We start from the raw sequence: 18261 nt of genomic DNA on the forward strand, positions 1-18261 counted from the left end.
ATATTTTCCGTAGCGCATCGCGCAGGATTGGCGGGCGCTGTGAGCCAGTTTCGCTCGAACCCGATCGGCTAAAATCCCGGCTCGCGCACGCTCCTGTTGCGCTCACCCGCTCCCCATGTCCGATCACCTGACCCCTCCCATTCCTACGCCCGCTGCCGCTCCTGTCGCAGCCCCTGCAGTCGACGACAACAAGCTCATCGCCGAACGCCGCGAAAAGCTCAAGCTGCTGCGCACCGCGCAGGCCGAGGGCAAGGGCGTCGCATTCCCCAACGACTTCAAGCCGGGCCACCGCGCCGCGGCGCTCGTTGCGGCGCATGACGCGGTCGAGGCCGAAGCGCTCGAGGCGCAGGCCATTCCCGTGAGCGTGGCGGGCCGGATGATGCTCAAGCGCGTGATGGGCAAGGCCAGCTTCGCAACGCTGCAGGACGCCACGGGCCGCATCCAGCTCTACGTGACGCGCGACGCCGTCGGCGAAGACGCCTATGCGGAATTCAAGCGCTGGGACCTGGGCGACATCCTGGGTGCCGAAGGCACGCTGATGAAGACCAAGACCGGCGAGCTCTCGGTCAAGGTGACCAAGCTGCGCCTGCTCACCAAGAGTCTGCGCCCGCTGCCCGGCGACTTCTACGGCATGGCCGACCAGGAGCAGAAGTACCGCCAGCGCTATGTCGACCTGATCACCGACGAAAGCGCACGCACCCGCTTCACCGCGCGCAGCAAGGCCGTGAGCGCCCTGCGCGAATTCATGGTGGCCAACGACTTCCTCGAAGTCGAGACCCCCATGCTGCACCCCATTCCGGGCGGCGCGAACGCCAAGCCCTTCAAGACGCACCACAACGCGCTCGACCAGGAGATGTTCCTGCGCATCGCGCCCGAGCTGTACCTGAAGCGCCTGATCGTCGGCGGCTTCGAGCGCGTGTTCGAGATCAACCGGAGCTACCGCAACGAGGGCATCTCGGTGCGGCACAACCCCGAGTTCACGATGATGGAGTTCTACGCGGCCTACTGGAACTACCGCGACCTGATGGACTTCACCGAGACGCTGATCCGCACCATCGCCGACAAGGCCGTGGGCTCGCAACAGCTTTCGTACGGCGGCAAGCCCGTCGACCTGGCCCAGCCTTTCGAGCGCCTGACGATCCGCGAGGCGATCCTGAAGCACACCGATGCCGGCGATGGCGTGGACGACACCGTCTGGCTCATCAGCGCCCTGCGCAAGCTCGGCCTGAACGAAGAGAAGGACAAGCTCTCGCAGCGCAGCCTCGCGAGCCTGCAGGTGATGTACTTCGAGGAGACCGTCGAAGAAAAGCTCTGGCAGCCGACCTTCATCATGGAGCACCCGACCGAGATTTCGCCACTGGCGCGCGCCAACGACGACCGTCCCGAAGTCACCGAGCGCTTCGAGCTCTACATCACGGGCCGCGAATTCGGCAACGGCTTCAGCGAGCTGAACGACGCGGAGGACCAGGCCGCGCGCTTCAACGCGCAGGTGGCCGCCAAGGACAGCGGCGACGACGAAGCGATGTACTACGACCATGACTTCGTGCGCGCGCTCGAGTACGGCATGCCGCCCACCGGCGGCTGCGGCATCGGCATCGACCGGCTGATGATGCTGCTGACCGATTCGCCGAGCATCCGCGACGTGATCCTGTTCCCGGCGCTGCGCAGGGAGTCTTGAGCGTGCCCTCACCGTCGTCGCTGCCGACGATCGGCATCGACTTCGGCACCTCCAATTCCGCCGTGGCCTGCCGGGTCGACGGCGTAGCCCGCCTGCTGCCCATCGAAGGCACGGCCACCACGCTGCCCACCGCGATCTTCTTCAACGCCGAAGACCGCACCACGCATTTCGGCCGCGAGGCCGTTGCCCTCTACCTCTCGGGCGTCGAGGGCCGCCTCATGCGATCGCTCAAGAGCCTGCTCGGCAGCGAACTGATGCAGGAGAAGACGGCGGTCTACGACGGCCTCGTGAGCTTCGAGGACATCATCGCGCGCTTCCTGCGCGAGCTGGCGGTGCGCGCGGGGCGCGAGCTCGGCCGGATTCCCGAGCGAGTCGTGATCGGGCGGCCCGTTCACTTCGTGGACGACGATTCGAAGCGCGACGAACGCGCCGAAGAGAGCCTGCGCCATGCGGCGCGCGCCGCGGGTTTTCGCGACGTGGCTTTCCAGCTCGAACCGATCGCGGCCGCCTTCGACTACGAGCAGCGCATCACCAAGGAATCGGTGGTGCTGATCGTCGACATCGGCGGCGGCACCTCGGACTTCACCGTCGTGCGCGTGGGCCCGGACCGGGCCGCGCGCACCGACCGCAGCGACGACGTGCTGGCCACCAGCGGCGTGCACATCGGCGGCACCGACTTCGACCAGCGCCTGAACCTCGACCGCGTGATGCCGCAGTTCGGCTTTCGCCACCACGGGCCGCAGGGCCGCGAAGTGCCGAGCAAGGTGTTCTTCGAGTTGTCGTCGTGGCACCTGATCAACTGGCTCTATGCCGCCAAGGCGGTGCGCCAGGCGAAGGAGCTGCGCACCAGCTATGCCGACACGCAGCTGCACGACCGGCTGATGACGGTGCTGGAAGAGCGCCACGGCCACCGCATTGCCGCCACCGTCGAGCAGGCCAAGATCGATGCCTCGGTGACCGATGCGCCCACCTCGATCGACCTCTCGTGCGCCGAGCCTGGGCTGGTGGCCACGCTCTCGCCTGCCGACATGGCGCAACAGCTTTCCGGTCATCTCGAAAAGGTGATCGCGAGCGCGCATGCCTGCGTCAAGCGCGCGGGCCTGCGCAGCGGCGACCTCGATGCGATCTACCTCACGGGCGGCTCGTCGGCCCTGCGCCCGTTCCAGCACGCCTTGCGAAAAAGCTTTGCGGGCGTGAACCTGGTCGAGGGCGACCTGTTCGGCGGCGTGGCCACCGGCCTCGCCTGCGCAACGCCCCAACGGCGCCGGGCATGAAATACCTGGCAGGCTATCCGGCGAGTCTGCAGGAACAGGTCAGCCAGCTGATCGCGCAGGACAAGCTGGCGGCGCTGCTGAGCCAGCGCCATCCCGGCGGAACGCACGACATCCAGTCGGACCGGGCGCTTTACGACTACGTGAGCGGGCTCAAGAACGACTTCATGCGCAAGGCCGAGCCGCTGGCCAAGGTGATGTTCGACAACAAGCTGCACGTGATCCGCAACGCGCTGGGCACGCACACCACGGTCTCGCGCGTCCAGGGCGGCAAGCTCAAGGCCAAGCGGGAGATCCGGGTGGCCAGCCTGTTCAAGGAGGTGCCGCTCGATCTGCTGCGCATGATCGTCGTGCATGAGTTGGCCCACATGAAGGAACGTGACCACGACAAGGCCTTCTACGCGTTGTGCACGCACATGGAGCCGAGCTACCATCGATTGGAGTTCGATCTCCGGCTGTACCTGACCCACCTGGACGCACGCGGCGAGCCCCTGTGGGCCAACCTGGCGTCGAATGCGCCGCCGCGCGAATCCCCGTAGCAACAGACAAGGGCCTTCATGTCCTCCCAACCGACCGAGACCGTTTTCTCCAACATTTTTACCGCCAACACCTGGGGCTCCGCGGAAAGCGTTTCAGGAGCGGGCTCCGAATTGAGCAACACCGCGCAGGTGATTCGGGAATTGCCCGCGCTGCTGCGTGATCTGCAGGTGGAGTCGCTGCTGGACGCGCCCTGCGGAGACTTCAACTGGATGCAGCACGTCGATCTCGCCGGCATCGACTACCACGGCGCGGACATCGTCGACACGCTGGTGCAACGCAACACCGAGCGCTTTGCGCGCCCCGGCCGCCGGTTCAGCAAGCTGGACCTGTTGACCGACAGCCTGCCCAAGGTCGACCTGGTGCTCTGCCGCGACTGCCTGTTCCACTTTTCCCATGCGGATGTGTTCCGGGCACTGCATGCCCTCGTGGCGAGCCGCTCGAAGTGGCTGTTGACCACCACCTTCACCTACCGCACGCTTCCGCGCAACGGCAATATCGCGACCGGCGAGTGGACGCCGATCAATCTCGAATTGCCGCCGTACAACCTGCCGCCGCCCAGGCGGCTGATCATCGAGGGCAACGTGACCGAGGCGATCATCTATCCCTCGGCGCAAGGCCAGTACCAGATGCCGCAGAACGACCGGTGCCTTGGCCTGTGGCTGCTCGACGATATCGGTGAAACCCTGGCGCGCCTGGGCCGTTGAAGCCCTCAGGCCGCGGCCTTCGCCTTGAGCTCTTCCACATCGGCCACGACGAGGCCGTGGCAGTAACCGCCCAACGTGCGCATGTCGATATCGCCGGGAGCGATGTCGGCGTACTTGCCGGCACGGAATTGATGCTTGGACCAATACTGGTCCGTGTGCCACGCATGGATGTGCAGAACATCGCTTCCAAGCGCGCGGCTCGCATAAGGCAGATGGTCCAGCAGTCCCAGTGAGCACTGCTGGGGGTACGTGCGGCGAACCGCGAGCTCGCCCGCGTACATCGTCAAAACGTTCTTGCACCAGCCGGGCCACGCGCCCTGGAAATCACGGAACTCCTCGTCCAGCAGCTTGTTGCAGAAGTCCATCTGGGCATCGAGGAAGTTGCAGACAAATTCAGAGGGCCCCAGAACCGACGCGCCGACGTTGTGCATGCCCGCGTGCGGAAACCCCCAGCGCAGGCTGCACTCGGACAGTTTTCTTCGCACTTCTTCTTCATACGCGTAGGCCCCGAAGCCGAAGCACAGGCCCGTGGGCGTGAAGTCCACAAGCGCAGGTGTGACGAAGGTGTCGCAATCGGTCTTCAGGATGACCTCGTATTTTCGGCACTCCTCGACAACCGCCGCGTCGCGCAGGTTCGCCACCGAGTTGATGTAGCCGTAGCCTGCCCATTCGGCATGGGTGTCGACGTAGGGCGGACTCGAAATGACCACGATTCTTTCGTCCGCCGGCAGCCGATGAACGACATTCGGGTGACACACCGCAATGATCTTTGCTCGGGCGAACAGACCGGAAAAAATCATGCTCTTGTAGAGCCATGAGAACTCGTCGACGATTTCTTTCTTGTCGTCGATGTACACCAGCACACCCATCGTCATGGTTTTTCCTTGATTCCGAGCGCTATCGGATCCGTTGCGAGCGCGTGTCGAATGCAGCCATATACGCGGAGCGATAGGGCTCGCCGAGGTTGATGAAATGCACGAGCAGCGTTTCGTCGGTCGCCAGGTGCGGCGGCGTATTGATGCTCAGGTTGTCGAGAATGCTCTCAGGGCCGACCAGCCCCTCCGCGGTCAGTACCTCGTTGGTGTAGTACTGGTCGCCCTGGCTCGCGTAGACGGTCGACTTGTCGTCCACGCTGCCGATCCGCGCCCAGATGCTTGCCAGCAGTTCAGCATTGCGGGTCGTGTTCCGGAACCCCATCACACCCGAGTTGAATGACCAGGCTCCGACGTCCTTGCCCAGCAGCAGGTCGCGGCCCTGCAGCAGTTCATCGATGCGCCGGGTCTGGTTGAAGAACAGGGTGTCCGCATCGATCCAGATGATCCAGTCGTGCTGCGCGAGGTGCTGCTGCAGCAGCCACGTCCGCACCCACGAGCCGTTGATGCCAGGCCCGATCTCGTCTGGCACGGCCCTGTATACGTGGTACGTGTACCCATGCCGCTCGCAATAGCGCTTCGCGTTGTGTTCGGAAACGCGCGCGTAGCTGTTGATGTGGTGGGTGTACAGCGTCAGGAACGCGATGCGCCCGCCCGGGTTATAGGTGGTGAGCGGCTCGCTGGAGAGCTCCGGATAGGCGGCCGGCTGCAAGACCGGACGCCCGTGCATCAGCGCGTCGTTGACTTGGTCGACCAGCAGGCGCTGCAGGTTGAGGTCGTGCAGCATGTCTTCGCGCAATCCGCCGGCCGGCGACACGATAGGCAACGGACCCATGTTCACCACGAAGATGCGGGCGTGGAACCACTGGCCGATGCGCCAGGAGACGTTCACGTAGATGTCGCCGATCGTGGCGTTGCACGCCAGCATGCCCGCCGGGCGAAGGCGCGCCGCCTCGTCGAGCCGATCGGTCACAAGCGCGATCACCCGGCCGCAGTCCTCGATCAGTTGATGCAGCAGGGCTCTGTTGGCGGGCGTGTTGCGCAACACCATCATGTTGGTCATCGCCAGGCCGGAATGGTCGCCGACGGCCGGGCTTTCCAGCACCAGCAGGTCGCGGCCTTCCATCAGGGTCTCGATGGCGACGGGATGAAAAACAACCGAATCACCATCGAGAAACAGCAGCCAGTCGCCCTCGGCCAGCTTGCGCAGCCAGCGAAGGATCTCGCTGTACTTGGCACTGGCGCGCAATGCGGGATGGAGGATGTGGTCAGTGTCCGTCCACTGGTGGTCGTACCCGAACGAGCGGCAGTAGTGCGCGTGGTTGCGCAATACCGCGTCGTCCTTGCGCTGGAAGAAGCTGAGGCACAAGGGCATGGTCTATCTCCTCAGGACAGGGCGCCTTCTTTGAGGTCGGCCGAGGGGAGCAGCCGCTTGGCGCCGCGGTATGCCGCCGACTCGGTCAGCGCAGCCCAGTTCAACGCAGGCGACTGGGGCCGCAGTGACTGCCGGCGCATCTCGCTGGCAGTCCGTCCTTGCCACCGCCCTGCGTTCGCAGCGGCGCCGAAACCTTCGAGCAATCCGTCCAGCAATGCGCCATCGCCCACGCTCTGGTTGCAGACCATGGCCAGGTCGCATCCTGCATCGAGCGCCGCCAGCGCCGCATCGGTGAAGCTCAGCAGCTCGCCATCGATGTACCGCCCCGCCTCCATACTCAGGTCGTCACTGAAGATGGCGCCATCGAACGCGAGCCGGGTGCGCAGAACATCCTGGAGCCACTTCGGCGAGAAGCCCGCGGGCCGCTTGTCGACCTTCGGATAGATCACATGCGCCGGCATCACCGCAGTGAGCGTGCCCGACAGCCAATCGAACGGCCGCGCATCGTCTTCGAGGATCGCCTTCAGACCGCGACGGTCAACCGGGATTTCGACGTGCGAATCAGCCGAGACGAACCCATGCCCCGGAAAGTGCTTGCCACAGTTGCGCATCCCCATCTGCAGCATGCCATGCATCACGCTCTTGGCCAGCAGCGCCACCACCCGCGGATCGCGGTGGAAGCTGCGGTTGCCGATCACGCTGCTGCCGCCGTAATCCAGGTCGAGCACCGGCGCGAAGCTGAAGTCGACGCCGCAGGCACGCAGCTCGCCGGCAAGTACCTGCCCCGCGGCCGTCGCGACCTGCGTGGCGCGCATGGCATCGCGCATCCACAACTCGCCCAGCGAACGCATCGAAGGCAGGTGCGTGAAGCCGTCCGTGCGAAAGCGCTGCACGCGCCCGCCTTCATGGTCCACGCAGATCAGCAGGTCGGGGCGGATCGCCTTGATCTCGGTGTTGAGCGCGGTCATCTGCGCGCGGTCCTGCCAGTTGCGGGTGAAATGGATCACGCCGCCGACCAGGGGGTTGGCCAGGCGCCGGCGGTCGGCGTCGTTGAGTTCGGTTCCCGCCACATCGATGATGAGCGGTGCGTGGGTGGGGCTGCCTGTCGTCGCGGTCATGCGTCGTTCTTGCTGTCTTTGTGTTCCACCACGACGAAGCTCGCGGCGTATTCGGTTTCGTCGGTCACCGTGACGTGGGCGGTGAGGCCCTTGGCCTCGAACCAGTCCTTGAGCGCGCCGTGCAGCACGATGACGGGCTTGCCGCTGCGCAGGTTGGCGATCTCGCACGAGCGCCAGGTCATCGGCATCCGCATGCCCAGGCCGATGGCCTTGCTGAAGGCCTCCTTGGCGGAAAAACGGGTGGCCAGATAGCTCAGGCCTCGCTTGGGCCAGCGCGCGCTGCGGGCTTGCCAGACTGCAAATTCAGCATCGCTCAGCACCTTGCGCGCGAACCGCTCGCCCTGGCGCTCGAAGGTCGCGGCAATGCGGCGCAGGTCGCAGATGTCGGTGCCGATGCCGTAGATCATGCAGCCCGGGCCTGTTGCGCCTCGGTGATGCAGCGCAGGTATTCGCGCGTCGTGGCGGTGTAGCCGAGTTCGAGCGCGTCGGCGACGAAGGCGTGGCCGATCGAGACCTCGTGCACGCCGCGCACGGCGCTCAGGAACGCGGTCAGGTTGTCGCGGCTCAGGTCGTGGCCGGCGTTGACGCCGAGGCCGGCAGCCTGGGCTGCAACTGCAGATTCGACATAGCGCGCGAGCACGGCCTCTTCGTCGGCGGTGCCGCGCGAGGCGGCATAGCCTTCGGTGTAGAGCTCGACGCGGTCCGCGCCCACGGCCTTGACCGCGGCCATCATCTCGGGGATCGGGTCCATGAACAGGCTGACGCGCACGCCCAGCGCCTTGGCCTCGGCGATCAGCGGGCGCAGGCGCTCGGCGTCGCCCGGAAAGCTCCAGCCGTGGTCGCTGGTCGACTGGGATTCGCTGTCGGGCACGAAGGTCGCCTGGTGCGGCCGCAGCTCGCGCACGAAGTCCATCAGGTTGTGGAAGGGGTTGCCTTCGATGTTGAACTCGATGCCCGGCCAGTCCTTGGCGAGCAGCGCCGAGAGGTCGCTCACGTCGTGCGCGCGGATGTGGCGCGCGTCGGGCCGGGGGTGCACCGTGATGCCCTGGGCGCCAGCCGCCAGGCAGGCATTGGCGGCGGTCAGCACGCTCGGAATGCCCAAATGGCGCGTGTTGCGGACCAAGGCGACCTTGTTGAGGTTGACTGACAGGGAGGTGGAGGTGCCGGCGTGGCCTGAAGTGCTCATAGTGCTTGCAGATCTCTCATCATTTGCCGCGTGCGCAGCGTGGACACGCCGCAATGGTAGTTGAGCAAGGCGCGCAGCTGGTTTCTGAGGGCGCTGTTGCTGCCGGCGTTCATGGTGGCGATCTCGCGCAGGGTCGCGGTGAAGGGGGCGCGGTCGTCGAGCACGGCTTGCAGGGCCTGCCAGTCGGCGCCGGCCAGCGCGGCCTCCCCGTCCGCCGCGGAACGCAGGCCCGCTTCGGGCACGAGGCTGTAGCGCAGGTCGGGGGCGAGCGGCTCCAGGGTCAGGGTCTGCGCGTCGAGCGAGGGCAGCAGGCCGACCTCGCGCAGCAGGATCAGCTCGAAGGCGCGCAGCGCGGCAGCCTGGGTCGCCGCCTGGGCGCCGACGTGGTCGCCCGCGAGCACCTGCACCACGCCGGCATAGGCGTCGAAGAGCGCCTCGTGCGCATCGTCGCGCGCCAGGAGGCGCAGCAGCAGTTCGTTGACGTAGTAGCCCGAGAGCAGCGCTTCGCCGGTCGGCATCACGTGGCCGCCCATCCATTCGGCGCCCTTGAGCGTGCGGATCTCGGCGTCGCCGCCGTAGTTCAGCTGCAGCGGCTGCAGCGGCAGCAGCACCGGCCGGAAATTGGAGCTCGGCCGCTTCGCCCCCTTGGCCACCAGCGCGATGCGCCCGTGGTGGCGGGTGAAGACCTCCAGGATCAGGCTCGACTCGCTCCAGTCGTAGCGATGGAGCACGTACGCCGGTTCGTGCGAAACGCGGTGGGCAGCGGCCACTTCATTCGTAGCCGAAGGAGCGCACGCGGGCCTCGTCGTCCGCCCAACCCGAGCGCACCTTCACCCACAGTTCGAGGAACACCTTGGCGTCGGCCAGCTTCTCGAGCTCGACGCGCGTTTCCATGCCGATGCGCTTGATGCGCTCGCCCTTGTCGCCGATCACCATGGCCTTGTGGCCGTCGCGCTCCACCACGATGGTGGCGGCGATGCGCAGGAGGCGCTTCTGGCCCTTCTTCTGCGGCGGCTCTTCCTCGAACTTGTCGATGATGACGGTCGAGGTGTAGGGCAGTTCATCGCCCGTGAGGCGGAAGAGCTTTTCGCGTACCAGTTCGCCGGCCAGGAATTTCTCGCTGCGGTCGGTGAGCTCGTCCTCGGCATAGAACCAGGGCTGCTCGGGCAGGTATTTCTCGCAGATGCCGAAGAGGCGCTCGACATCCTTGGCGTTCTTGGCCGACATCGGCACGAATTCGGCAAAGGCGTGCTTTGCCTGCATGGTCTGCAGCCAGGGCGCGATGTCGCCGCGGCGGTGCACGTTGTCCAGCTTGTTGGCCAGCAGCACGGTCGGAATGCCTTTGCCCAGCAGCTTGAGCACGCGCTCGTCGGCGGGCGTGAAGCTGCCGGCCTCGACCACGAAGAGGATCAGGTCCACGTCGCCCACCGCGCCCTGCACGGTCTTGTTGAGCGACTTGTTCAGCGCGTTGGCGTGCAGGGTCTGGAAACCCGGCGTGTCGACGAACACGAACTGCGTCGCCCCCAGCGTGCGCATGCCGGTGATGCGGTGGCGCGTGGTCTGCGCCTTGCGCGAGGTGATGCTGATCTTCTGGCCGACCAGCGCGTTGAGGAGCGTCGACTTGCCCACGTTGGGCTTGCCGACGATGGCGATGAGGCCGCAGTGTTGCGGACCGCCGGCGCCCGGAGCGTCGCCTGTGGCGTCTTCGGGTTCGGCTTCTGGATGGATAGCGTCGTTCATTGTGATTTCACGCAGCACCGCGTGCCTTGAGCCGGATCAGCATGGCGGCCGCGGCGGCCTGCTCGCCGGCGCGGCGCGAGCCGCCGATGCCGCGTTCGCGAAGGCCCAACTCGGGCACCTCGCACTCGACATCGAAAGTCTGTTTGTGCGCTGCACCCAGCGTCGCCGCCACGCGGTACAACGGCAGCTTCATTTTGTGGCCCTGCAGCCATTCCTGCAATTCGGTTTTCGGGTCCTTGGCGGCCGCTTCCATGCGCGGATTGATCTCGACCGATTCGTAAAGCCGGCGCACCAGCGCCTCGGCGGCCGAAAAGCCCGCATCGAGATACACCGCGCCGATCAGCGCCTCGAGCGCGTCGGCCAGGATCGAAGGCCGGCTCGGGCCGCCCGAGCGGGCCTCGCCCTCGCCCAGTCGCAGCAGCGGGGACAGCTGGAGTTCGAGCGCCAGGCGATGCAGGGTGTCCTGCTTGACCAGGTTGGCCCGCACGCGCGACAGATCGCCCTCGGGCAGGGCCGAGAGACGCGTGTACAGCAGGTGCGAGACCGCCAGGTTGAGCACCGAGTCGCCGAGGAACTCGAGGCGCTCGTTGTGGTCGGCCGAGAAGCTGCGGTGCGTGAGCGCGAGCTGCAGCAGCCGCGCGTCGGAGAACGAGTGCTTGAGGCGCGCCTGCAGCGCGACGAGGCTGCCGTCCACCTTTTTAAGCGCCGCGTTCAGCGGGTCTCGCCTTTGTACTTGAGCGTCAGGTAGGCGGGGCCGAACAGGGGGATCTCGCGCTCGTAGGCATACGAGACCACGACCTTGTCGCCGACCTTCTTGATGTCCAGGTCACGGCCGCTGACCGACTTGAAGTCGTCGATGGCCTGGGCGCGATCGAAGATGGCGCGCACTTCGGGCACGGTGGCGCCCTCCTTGGCCTTGTTGGCGGCCTTGTCGATGGCCTGCCATTCGATCAGCGTCGGAACGACCTGCGCGAAGACCACGCCAAGGCCCCCGACCACGACCGCGACGAACAGCAGGCCGATGAACGAGATGCCGCGCTGATGCGCAGCCCTGCTGCGGATGGACCGGTTTGCTCTCATGCCCTCTTACCCCTCGTACAGTGTTGACTGCTTATTGAAATGGACCGATACGACCGAAATCGCCGAAGTTCATCCAGACGAAGAAGGCCCTGCCCACGATGTTCTTGTCCGGCACGAACCCCCAGAAGCGCGAATCCGCCGAATTATCGCGGTTGTCGCCCATCATGAAATACTGGCCGGCGGGCACTTTGCAAACCACGCCTTCGACGGAGTAGCGGCAGTTCTCGCGGAACGGAAAGTCGCTGGCGCCCGGCACGAAGGACGGCGCACCTTCGTCGTTGAGGATCTTGTGCTGCTTGCCGACGAGGTTCTCGTCGAACTGCTTGAGCAGGCGCATCGATTCGCCATCGAGATAGTCGGGGGCCGCGGCCTTGGACACCGGCTGGCCGTTGATCGTGAGCTTCTTGTTCAGGTAGGCCACCTCGTCGCCCGGGATGCCGACCACGCGCTTGATGTAGTCCATGCTGGGCTTGGGCGGGTAGCGGAACACCACCACGTCGCCGCGCGCGAGCGGCGTGCCGTCGGTGATCTTGGTGTTGATGACCGGCAGGCGCAGGCCGTAGGTGAATTTGTTGACCAGGATCAGGTCGCCGGTCAGCAGCGTCGGCATCATCGAACCCGAGGGAATCTTGAAGGGCTCGTAGAGGAACGAGCGCAGCAGGAACACCACCAGGATCACGGGGAAGAGGCCCGCGGTCCAGTCGAGCCACCAGGGCTGCATCAAGAGGCGCTCGCTGGCCTTGGTGTCGGCCGTGTCGACCTGCGTGATGCCCTGGCCGGCCAGCCGCGCATTGCGTTCGGTCATCGAGGCTTCGAGCCTGGCGGCGGCCTGCTCGCGCCGGGGCAGGAAATAGAAGCGCTCGGCCAGCCAGTAGAGGCCGGTGACCACCGTGGCCACGAACAGCAGCAATGCGAAGTTGCCTTCGATCGCGCCGAAATACCAGGCGCCGACATAGCTGGCGAATGCCGCAAGGACCAGGGAGGTGATGAGTGCCATTTTTTTGATCAGTCTTCGACTTGCAGAATCGCGAGGAACGCCTCTTGCGGGACCTCGACGGAACCGATCTGCTTCATTCTTTTCTTGCCCGCTTTCTGCTTCTCGAGCAGCTTCTTCTTGCGGGTGATGTCGCCGCCGTAGCACTTGGCCAGCACGTTCTTTCGGAGGGCCTTGATTGTCTCACGCGCAATGATGTTGACCCCGATGGCCGCCTGGATGGCCACGTCGAACATCTGGCGCGAAATGATCTCGCGCATCTTGGAGACCACCGCCCGGCCGCGGTACTGCGACTGGGTGCGGTGCACGATGATGGACAGCGCATCGACCTTCTCGCCGTTCAGGAGGATGTCGACCTTGACCACGTCGGACGCGCGGTACTCCTTGAACTCGTAATCCATGGAGGCGTAGCCGCGGCTGACCGATTTCAGCTTGTCGAAGAAGTCCAGCACGATCTCGCCGAGCGGCATCTCGTAGGTCAGCATGACCTGGCGGCCGTGGTAGGCCATGTTCATCTGCACGCCGCGCTTCTGGTTGGCCAGCGTCATGACGGCGCCGACGTATTCCTGCGGCATGTAGAGATGCACGGTCACGATCGGCTCGCGGATCTCGCTCATCTTGCCGACGTCGGGCATCTTGGACGGGTTCTCCACCATGATGACTTCGCCGTCGTTGCGCACCACCTGGTAGACCACGCTCGGCGCGGTCGTGATGAGGTCCTGGTCGAACTCGCGCTCCAGACGCTCCTGCACGATCTCCATGTGCAGCAGGCCGAGGAAACCGCAGCGGAAGCCGAAGCCCAGCGCCTGGCTCACCTCGGGCTCGTAGCGCAGCGATGAATCGTTGAGCTTGAGTTTTTCGAGCGCGTCGCGCAGCGAGTCGTACTCGCTGGCTTCGGTCGGGTAGAGACCGGCGAACACCTGCGGCTGGATTTCCTTGAAGCCCGGCAGCGCCTCGGTGGCCGTCGCGGCCGCGCCGCCCGTGCCCGCCTTGATCAGCGTGACGGTGTCGCCGACCTTGGCGGCCTGCAGCTCCTTGATGCCCGCGATGATGAAGCCCACCTCGCCCGCCTCGAGCGAAGCGCGCGCCTCGGTCGCCGGCGTGAAGACGCCGATGTTGTCGGCGTTGTACATGGCGCCGGACGCCATCATCTTGATGCGCTCGCCCTTCACCAGCCGGCCATCGACCACGCGCACCAGCATGACGACGCCGACGTATGCGTCGAACCAGCTGTCCACGATCATCGCGCGCAGCGGGCCGTCGGGATTGCCGCGCGGCGCCGGCATCTTGTGCACGATGGCTTCGAGGATCTCGTCGATGCCGAGGCCCGTCTTGGCGGAACACGGAATCGCATCGGTCGCGTCGATGCCGATCACGTCTTCGATTTCGGTGCGCGCGTTGTCGGGATCGGCGTTCGGCAAATCCATCTTATTGAGCACCGGCACCACTTCGACGCCGAGGTCGAGCGCTGTGTAGCAGTTGGCCACCGTCTGCGCTTCGACGCCTTGCGATGCATCGACGACGAGCAGCGCGCCTTCGCATGCCGACAGCGAGCGGCTCACTTCATATGAGAAGTCGACGTGGCCCGGCGTATCGATCAGATTGAGGTTGTAGACCTGTCCATCGAGTGCCTTGTAGTGCAGCGCGGCGGTCTGCGCCTTGATGGTTATCCCACGCTCTTTTTCGATGTCCATCGAGTCGAGCACCTGCGCTTCCATCTCGCGTTCTGCGAGTCCGCCGCAACGCTGGATCAAACGGTCTGCGAGCGTCGACTTGCCGTGATCGATGTGCGCAATGATCGAAAAATTTCTGATGTGATTCATCAACGGGAACGCTTAAGTACTTGAATTGGCTCGTGCCCAGCTGTGAGCGGGCAAGAAAAAAGGGCGCGTCTTCTGGAGACGCGCCCTGAACCAACAAGCAATGGCAACTGCAGTAGTTGGAACTTCATTGTAGGCAAAAAGGGAGGCACGTACATCCGGGAACAGGGTCCAAAGGGCTCGTTGCGGGTCCACAACATCAAAGATATAAACAGGTTATCAACAGGATCGGTGGAGCAGTCTATGAACAACTTGTGGGCGATCTGTGGAGCACCGGTGGACTGCTGTCTGACATCTCGCATCGTGAAGGACATTGCACTCCTTATGCGCTGACCGGCCGCCGCGAGTGCCCTATTCTACCAAAAACCGTCCTTAGCCTTCAAATAAGTTAGTGTTCGCCAACAAATCCAGGCGATTTTGCGGCCCCAGATTTTTTTAGAGCCCGGCGCCCGAACGTCGTAAACACCTCAAAAAAACGGCCCCAAACCCGACTGCCGGGTGGGGCCACTTGACGGCGGCGCCAGTTCAGCGTGCGGGACGGATCAAGGCGTACTGGGCCCATTCCCCACGGCGGAACAGCACGCTGAGCGCCTTGCCCTTGTCGGCCTTGGCGATCGCGGCCTCGAATTCCCTGACGCTCGCGACTTCGATGTTGCCGATCGACAGGATCACGTCCCCTTCGCGCAGGCCCGCCTTCGCAGCGGCATCGCTCGCTGCATCGATGCGCACGCCGCGCACCTTCAGTTCCTTCTTCTGGGCATCGGTCAGGTCGCTGACCGCCAGGCCGAGCGATTTGCCTGCAGCCGAAGGCTTGGGTTGCGGCTCTTCGCGCTCAGGCTGGCGTTTGGACGGCTTGGCTTCCGGATCGCCCTCGGCAACGGTGATCGAGAGTTCGCGCGAACTGCCGTTGCGGAACACGGTCAGCGTGCTCTTGACTCCGGGCTTGGTGCTGGCCACCGAGCGCGAAAGATCGCTCGGCGTCTCGATGACCTTGTCGCCGTACTTGGTGACGATGTCGCCCTCGCGCACGCCGGCCTTGTCGGCCGCCGAACCCGGCACCACGCTGCTCACAAGGGCGCCTCGCGCCTTGCCCAGGCCGATGGACTCGGCCACGTCCTTAGAGACCGAGCCGATGGCAACGCCGATCAGCCCGCGCGAGACGCGGCCGGTCGCGCGCAGTTGGTCGCTGACGCGAATCGCTTCGTCGATCGGGATCGAGAACGAAATGCCCATGTAGCCGCCCGAGCGCGAATAGATCTGGCTGTTGATGCCGACCACTTCGCCGCGCAGGTTGATGAGCGGACCGCCCGAGTTGCCCGGGTTGATCGCAACGTCCGTCTGGATCAGGGGCACCAGCTCGCCCGTGTCGCGCTGCTTTGCGCTCACGATGCCGGCGGTCACGGTGTTCTCGAGACCGAAGGGCGAGCCGATGGCCATCACCCATTCGCCGACGCGCAGCTTCGAGATGTCGCCGATCTTCACCACCGGCAGGCTCGTTGCCTCGATCTTGACGACGGCGACGTCGCTGCGCTTGTCCGCGCCGATCAGCTTGGCCTTGAATTCGCGCTTGTCGGTCAGCGTGACGATGATTTCAGACGCATCCTCGATCACGTGGGCATTGGTCATGACATAGCCGTCGGCCGTCAGGATGAAGCCCGAGCCCACGCCGCGCGGACGCTCTTCTTCCTGGGGCTGCTGCGGGCGGTTCGGGCGTGGACCCGGACGCGGATTGCCCGGTGCGGGCTGCCCGAAGAAGCGGCGGAAGAACTCCTGCATCTCTTCGTCCATTTCCCCGCCGCCACTGCCGCCTCCGCGTGCGGAGACTTTCTCGATGGTGCGGATCCCGACGACCGCGGGACCCACCTGCTCCACGAGATCGGCGAAATCGGGCAATCCGCGCGTCTGTGCAATGACCGGGGTGGCCGGCAGGAAACCCACGGCCGCCGTGCAGGCCAGGCCGAATGCGAAGAGATAGGAACGGAGCTTGTGTCCCTCGACTTTGAACATCATCGGTTTTCTTTCAGAAGAAGGGAGAGAGAGCGGCGAAAACAACAAGGGCTATGAGTCGGCGTCAACGGCTTGGTTCAGCGCAATCCGCGCCAAGGGCAATCAGCGTGTGCGGGCGAGGCTCTGGGCAAAGGCGTTGAGCGTCTGCTGCGGCACCTCACCTACCGCAGTCAGCCACCAGTCGCTCGCGGGCTCGGGCAGTCGCCGGCGGATCGCATTGGTGGCGCCGATGGTCAGCACGCCGTCGCGCGGCGCGCGCGCGGCGTCGTAGCGTTCGATGAAAAGCGACACCGAGGCCAGGCCGTCGGAGAAAGTCCACTGGACCGTCGTCGCATCCGCCTTGGCCTTGTCGCCGGCGGTTGTTGTCGGCCGGCGAAAGAAGCTTCGGGGCTTGAAGCCGGCCACGGGCGCGTTGAGCGTCCAGCCTTCGTCCTGTGCCGTGGTGCGCTCGAGCTCCAGCTTTTCGATGCGATAGCCCGTGGTGTTGGTCATCATCTGCGCGAGCGCCTGCGCCTTCACCGGCGCGTCGAGCTGCAATTCGGAGAAGGCCGATTGCTCCACCACCCGCGCTTCGCTGTCGATGGTCTGCAGCTTCACCACCAGGCCCGAGCGGCGCTCGCTCCAGATGCGGTAGCCGAAGCGCAGGCCGTCGTGCGGCACCAGTTGCACCACGTCGGCATCGAAGCCGGCCACGCGGTCCTTGCCGATCGCGCGCACGTCGTAGAAGTCGCCGATCGACGAATCGGTCTTGTCCGGCAGGTTGGGAAAGAGATCGAGGTTCTCGCGCTTCTCGACCTTCACGACCTTTGCCTCGGGCAGGAAGGTCATGACATTGCGATTGCGCCGGAAGGTCGAGCGCTGGGGTCCCGAGAGTGCCTCGATGCGCTCGATCTGATGATCGCCGTCGCGCACATGCCAGATGCGCGCGCTCGACAGGTCGCCGCCCGGCGCCGACACCACGAAGGTGCCCACGTAGTTGCGTTGCCGCGCGCCGGTGTGCATGCGCTGCAGCCAGTCGGCCACGCTCATCGCCGGCGGCTCGTCCGTCTGCGCCGGAGCCGCACCCTTGACCGTCGCCGGGCCGGCGCGGTTTTGTGCGGTGGCAACCTGCACGAAGCAGAAGGCTGCAAACACAAGCACGAACGCGCGTGCGGAGATCGGCATCTGAACGGTCATTGCGGGCAGTTACGGACGCGCGGTCAGCGCGTAGGTCCCTCGAAGGTGGCGTTGCGCAGGAAACCGGAAGGCATTTGCGACGCGCCGCCAGCCTGCTGGTGCGCTTCGAGCAATTGATCCAGGCGCGGATCGCGCAGCATGACTTGCGGATTGCCGTTGCCCACCATCACGCGCGTGGGCGTCAGGGTGGTGCTGGCCAGTTGCTGGCTGTTGACGGCCGCTGCCGCCAGGACCGAATTCACCGCGGGCTGTTGCTGGGCTGCGATCTGCGCGCCGGCCTGCGAGCTGGCCGTGCCGTTGCCGATCAGCGTCCAGCTGATGGCGGCGACGGCGACCATCGAGGCGGCGCCTGCCACCAGCTTCCAGCGGAAGACGGGCTCGTTGGCCGCATCGGCCCTGCGCTGGACCTGGACCTGAACCGCGGCCGGTGCGGCCACCGGCTGCAGCGCGGGTATCGCGATCACCGGCTCCGCGGCGAGCCGCTGCTGGAAACGCGCGAGGAACGCCGAGCTGTCGCTGCACGCCGAATGGGAGCCCGAACGCAACACGTCGCCCACCACATGGTAGGTGTGCCAGGCTGCGCGCGAATCGCCCTCGGTGCAGACGGCTTCGATCGCCGCTGCGAACGCCTCGCCCTGCAAATGACCATCCGCAAGTGCGGACACCTGTTCCCGAACCGTCATCGTCTGATTCATTTCAT

18 protein-coding genes are annotated in these 18261 nt (G+C 65.2%); 4 read left to right on the plus strand and 14 right to left on the minus strand.

Translation table 11 applies throughout. The annotated features are described in order from the left end of the window. Positions 1 to 115: 115 nt before the first annotated feature. From lysS to JC881_RS10525, 4 genes are read left to right on the plus strand one after another with little or no spacing between them, the layout of a single operon-like run. Positions 116 to 1678: a lysine--tRNA ligase gene (gene lysS, locus JC881_RS10510; RefSeq protein ID WP_198785666.1), complete on the plus strand. Its 1563-nt coding sequence runs from the start codon at positions 116 to 118 to the stop codon at positions 1676 to 1678. After that, entirely contained in the window at positions 1675 to 2952 is a 1278-nt protein-coding gene (locus JC881_RS10515) for an Hsp70 family protein (RefSeq protein ID WP_233101698.1), read from the plus strand. The genes lysS and JC881_RS10515 overlap by 4 nt, the downstream gene beginning before the upstream one ends. Continuing rightward, positions 2949 to 3488, plus strand: a complete 540-nt coding sequence (locus JC881_RS10520; protein ID WP_198785668.1) for a M48 family metallopeptidase — start codon at positions 2949 to 2951, stop codon at positions 3486 to 3488. The genes JC881_RS10515 and JC881_RS10520 overlap by 4 nt, the downstream gene beginning before the upstream one ends. A gap of 18 nt (positions 3489 to 3506) precedes the next feature. Beyond that, positions 3507 to 4193 carry a class I SAM-dependent methyltransferase gene (locus JC881_RS10525; RefSeq protein WP_198785669.1) on the plus strand — a complete coding sequence of 229 codons (687 nt, stop codon included), beginning with the start codon at positions 3507 to 3509 and terminating at the stop codon, positions 4191 to 4193. Positions 4194 to 4198: 5 nt separating this feature from the next. Here JC881_RS10525 and JC881_RS10530 read toward each other — a convergent pair whose 3' ends face one another. The 14 genes from JC881_RS10530 to JC881_RS10595 all read right to left on the minus strand — a co-directional run bounded on the left by JC881_RS10530 (position 4199) and on the right by JC881_RS10595 (position 18256). After that, positions 4199 to 5068, minus strand: coding sequence for a DUF7164 domain-containing protein (locus JC881_RS10530; protein WP_198785670.1), 870 nt, complete (start codon positions 5066 to 5068; stop codon positions 4199 to 4201). A 22-nt stretch (positions 5069 to 5090) separates the two neighbouring features. Then, on the minus strand, positions 5091 to 6440 hold the full coding sequence (locus JC881_RS10535) for a galactosyl transferase GMA12/MNN10 family protein (RefSeq protein WP_198785671.1): 1350 nt from the start codon (positions 6438 to 6440) through the stop codon (positions 5091 to 5093). An 11-nt stretch (positions 6441 to 6451) separates the two neighbouring features. Continuing rightward, the gene (gene nagZ / locus JC881_RS10540) at positions 6452 to 7558 is read right to left on the minus strand and encodes a beta-N-acetylhexosaminidase (RefSeq protein WP_198785672.1); all 1107 of its coding nucleotides are present in this window, start codon (positions 7556 to 7558) and stop codon (positions 6452 to 6454) included. Next, positions 7555 to 7965, minus strand: a complete 411-nt coding sequence (gene acpS, locus JC881_RS10545) for a holo-ACP synthase (protein WP_198785673.1) — start codon at positions 7963 to 7965, stop codon at positions 7555 to 7557. The genes nagZ and acpS overlap by 4 nt, the downstream gene beginning before the upstream one ends. After that, positions 7962 to 8744 (minus strand): pyridoxine 5'-phosphate synthase, encoded by a 783-nt coding sequence (locus JC881_RS10550; protein WP_198785674.1) that lies wholly within the window; start codon positions 8742 to 8744, stop codon positions 7962 to 7964. The genes acpS and JC881_RS10550 overlap by 4 nt, the downstream gene beginning before the upstream one ends. After that, positions 8741 to 9514 (minus strand): DNA repair protein RecO, encoded by a 774-nt coding sequence (gene recO / locus JC881_RS10555; protein ID WP_198785675.1) that lies wholly within the window; start codon positions 9512 to 9514, stop codon positions 8741 to 8743. The genes JC881_RS10550 and recO overlap by 4 nt, the downstream gene beginning before the upstream one ends. Position 9515: 1 nt before the next feature. After that, positions 9516 to 10484: a GTPase Era gene (gene era, locus JC881_RS10560; RefSeq protein ID WP_198785676.1), complete on the minus strand. Its 969-nt coding sequence runs from the start codon at positions 10482 to 10484 to the stop codon at positions 9516 to 9518. A gap of 7 nt (positions 10485 to 10491) precedes the next feature. Further along, on the minus strand, positions 10492 to 11178 hold the full coding sequence (gene rnc / locus JC881_RS10565) for a ribonuclease III (RefSeq protein WP_198785677.1): 687 nt from the start codon (positions 11176 to 11178) through the stop codon (positions 10492 to 10494). A gap of 17 nt (positions 11179 to 11195) precedes the next feature. Then, positions 11196 to 11564, minus strand: coding sequence for a DUF4845 domain-containing protein (locus tag JC881_RS10570; RefSeq protein ID WP_198785678.1), 369 nt, complete (start codon positions 11562 to 11564; stop codon positions 11196 to 11198). A 31-nt stretch (positions 11565 to 11595) separates the two neighbouring features. Beyond that, the gene (gene lepB, locus JC881_RS10575) at positions 11596 to 12561 is read right to left on the minus strand and encodes a signal peptidase I (RefSeq protein WP_198785679.1); all 966 of its coding nucleotides are present in this window, start codon (positions 12559 to 12561) and stop codon (positions 11596 to 11598) included. Between the two features lie 8 nt (positions 12562 to 12569). Then, complete coding sequence (gene lepA, locus JC881_RS10580) at positions 12570 to 14381, minus strand: translation elongation factor 4 (protein ID WP_198785680.1); 1812 nt, start codon at positions 14379 to 14381, stop codon at positions 12570 to 12572. Between the two features lie 522 nt (positions 14382 to 14903). Further along, positions 14904 to 16388 (minus strand): DegQ family serine endoprotease, encoded by a 1485-nt coding sequence (locus tag JC881_RS10585; protein WP_198785681.1) that lies wholly within the window; start codon positions 16386 to 16388, stop codon positions 14904 to 14906. 99 nt (positions 16389 to 16487) lie between these two features. Continuing rightward, positions 16488 to 17561, minus strand: coding sequence for a MucB/RseB C-terminal domain-containing protein (locus JC881_RS10590; protein ID WP_198785682.1), 1074 nt, complete (start codon positions 17559 to 17561; stop codon positions 16488 to 16490). Between the two features lie 23 nt (positions 17562 to 17584). Then, complete coding sequence (locus tag JC881_RS10595) at positions 17585 to 18256, minus strand: sigma-E factor negative regulatory protein (RefSeq protein WP_198785683.1); 672 nt, start codon at positions 18254 to 18256, stop codon at positions 17585 to 17587. Positions 18257 to 18261 lie beyond the last annotated feature (5 nt).

This window comes from Variovorax sp. IB41, assembly GCF_016405905.1.
Lineage (GTDB): Bacteria > Pseudomonadota > Gammaproteobacteria > Burkholderiales > Burkholderiaceae_C > Variovorax.

Excerpts from the sequence above, each read along its gene's own strand:
- lysS (WP_198785666.1), top strand. The coding sequence starts at position 116 with ATGTCCGATCACCTGACCCCTCCCATTCCTACGCCCGCTGCCGCTCCT.
- JC881_RS10520 (WP_198785668.1), top strand. The coding sequence starts at position 2,949 with ATGAAATACCTGGCAGGCTATCCGGCGAGTCTGCAGGAACAGGTCAGC.
- JC881_RS10525 (WP_198785669.1), top strand. The coding sequence starts at position 3,507 with ATGTCCTCCCAACCGACCGAGACCGTTTTCTCCAACATTTTTACCGCC.
- JC881_RS10530 (WP_198785670.1), bottom strand. The coding sequence starts at position 5,068 with ATGACGATGGGTGTGCTGGTGTACATCGACGACAAGAAAGAAATCGTC.
- JC881_RS10535 (WP_198785671.1), bottom strand. The coding sequence starts at position 6,440 with ATGCCCTTGTGCCTCAGCTTCTTCCAGCGCAAGGACGACGCGGTATTG.
- nagZ (WP_198785672.1), bottom strand. The coding sequence starts at position 7,558 with ATGACCGCGACGACAGGCAGCCCCACCCACGCACCGCTCATCATCGAT.
- acpS (WP_198785673.1), bottom strand. The coding sequence starts at position 7,965 with ATGATCTACGGCATCGGCACCGACATCTGCGACCTGCGCCGCATTGCC.
- JC881_RS10550 (WP_198785674.1), bottom strand. The coding sequence starts at position 8,744 with ATGAGCACTTCAGGCCACGCCGGCACCTCCACCTCCCTGTCAGTCAAC.
- era (WP_198785676.1), bottom strand. The coding sequence starts at position 10,484 with ATGAACGACGCTATCCATCCAGAAGCCGAACCCGAAGACGCCACAGGC.
- JC881_RS10570 (WP_198785678.1), bottom strand. The coding sequence starts at position 11,564 with ATGAGAGCAAACCGGTCCATCCGCAGCAGGGCTGCGCATCAGCGCGGC.
- lepB (WP_198785679.1), bottom strand. The coding sequence starts at position 12,561 with ATGGCACTCATCACCTCCCTGGTCCTTGCGGCATTCGCCAGCTATGTC.
- lepA (WP_198785680.1), bottom strand. The coding sequence starts at position 14,381 with ATGAATCACATCAGAAATTTTTCGATCATTGCGCACATCGATCACGGC.
- JC881_RS10585 (WP_198785681.1), bottom strand. The coding sequence starts at position 16,388 with ATGATGTTCAAAGTCGAGGGACACAAGCTCCGTTCCTATCTCTTCGCA.
- JC881_RS10590 (WP_198785682.1), bottom strand. The coding sequence starts at position 17,561 with ATGACCGTTCAGATGCCGATCTCCGCACGCGCGTTCGTGCTTGTGTTT.
- JC881_RS10595 (WP_198785683.1), bottom strand. The coding sequence starts at position 18,256 with ATGAATCAGACGATGACGGTTCGGGAACAGGTGTCCGCACTTGCGGAT.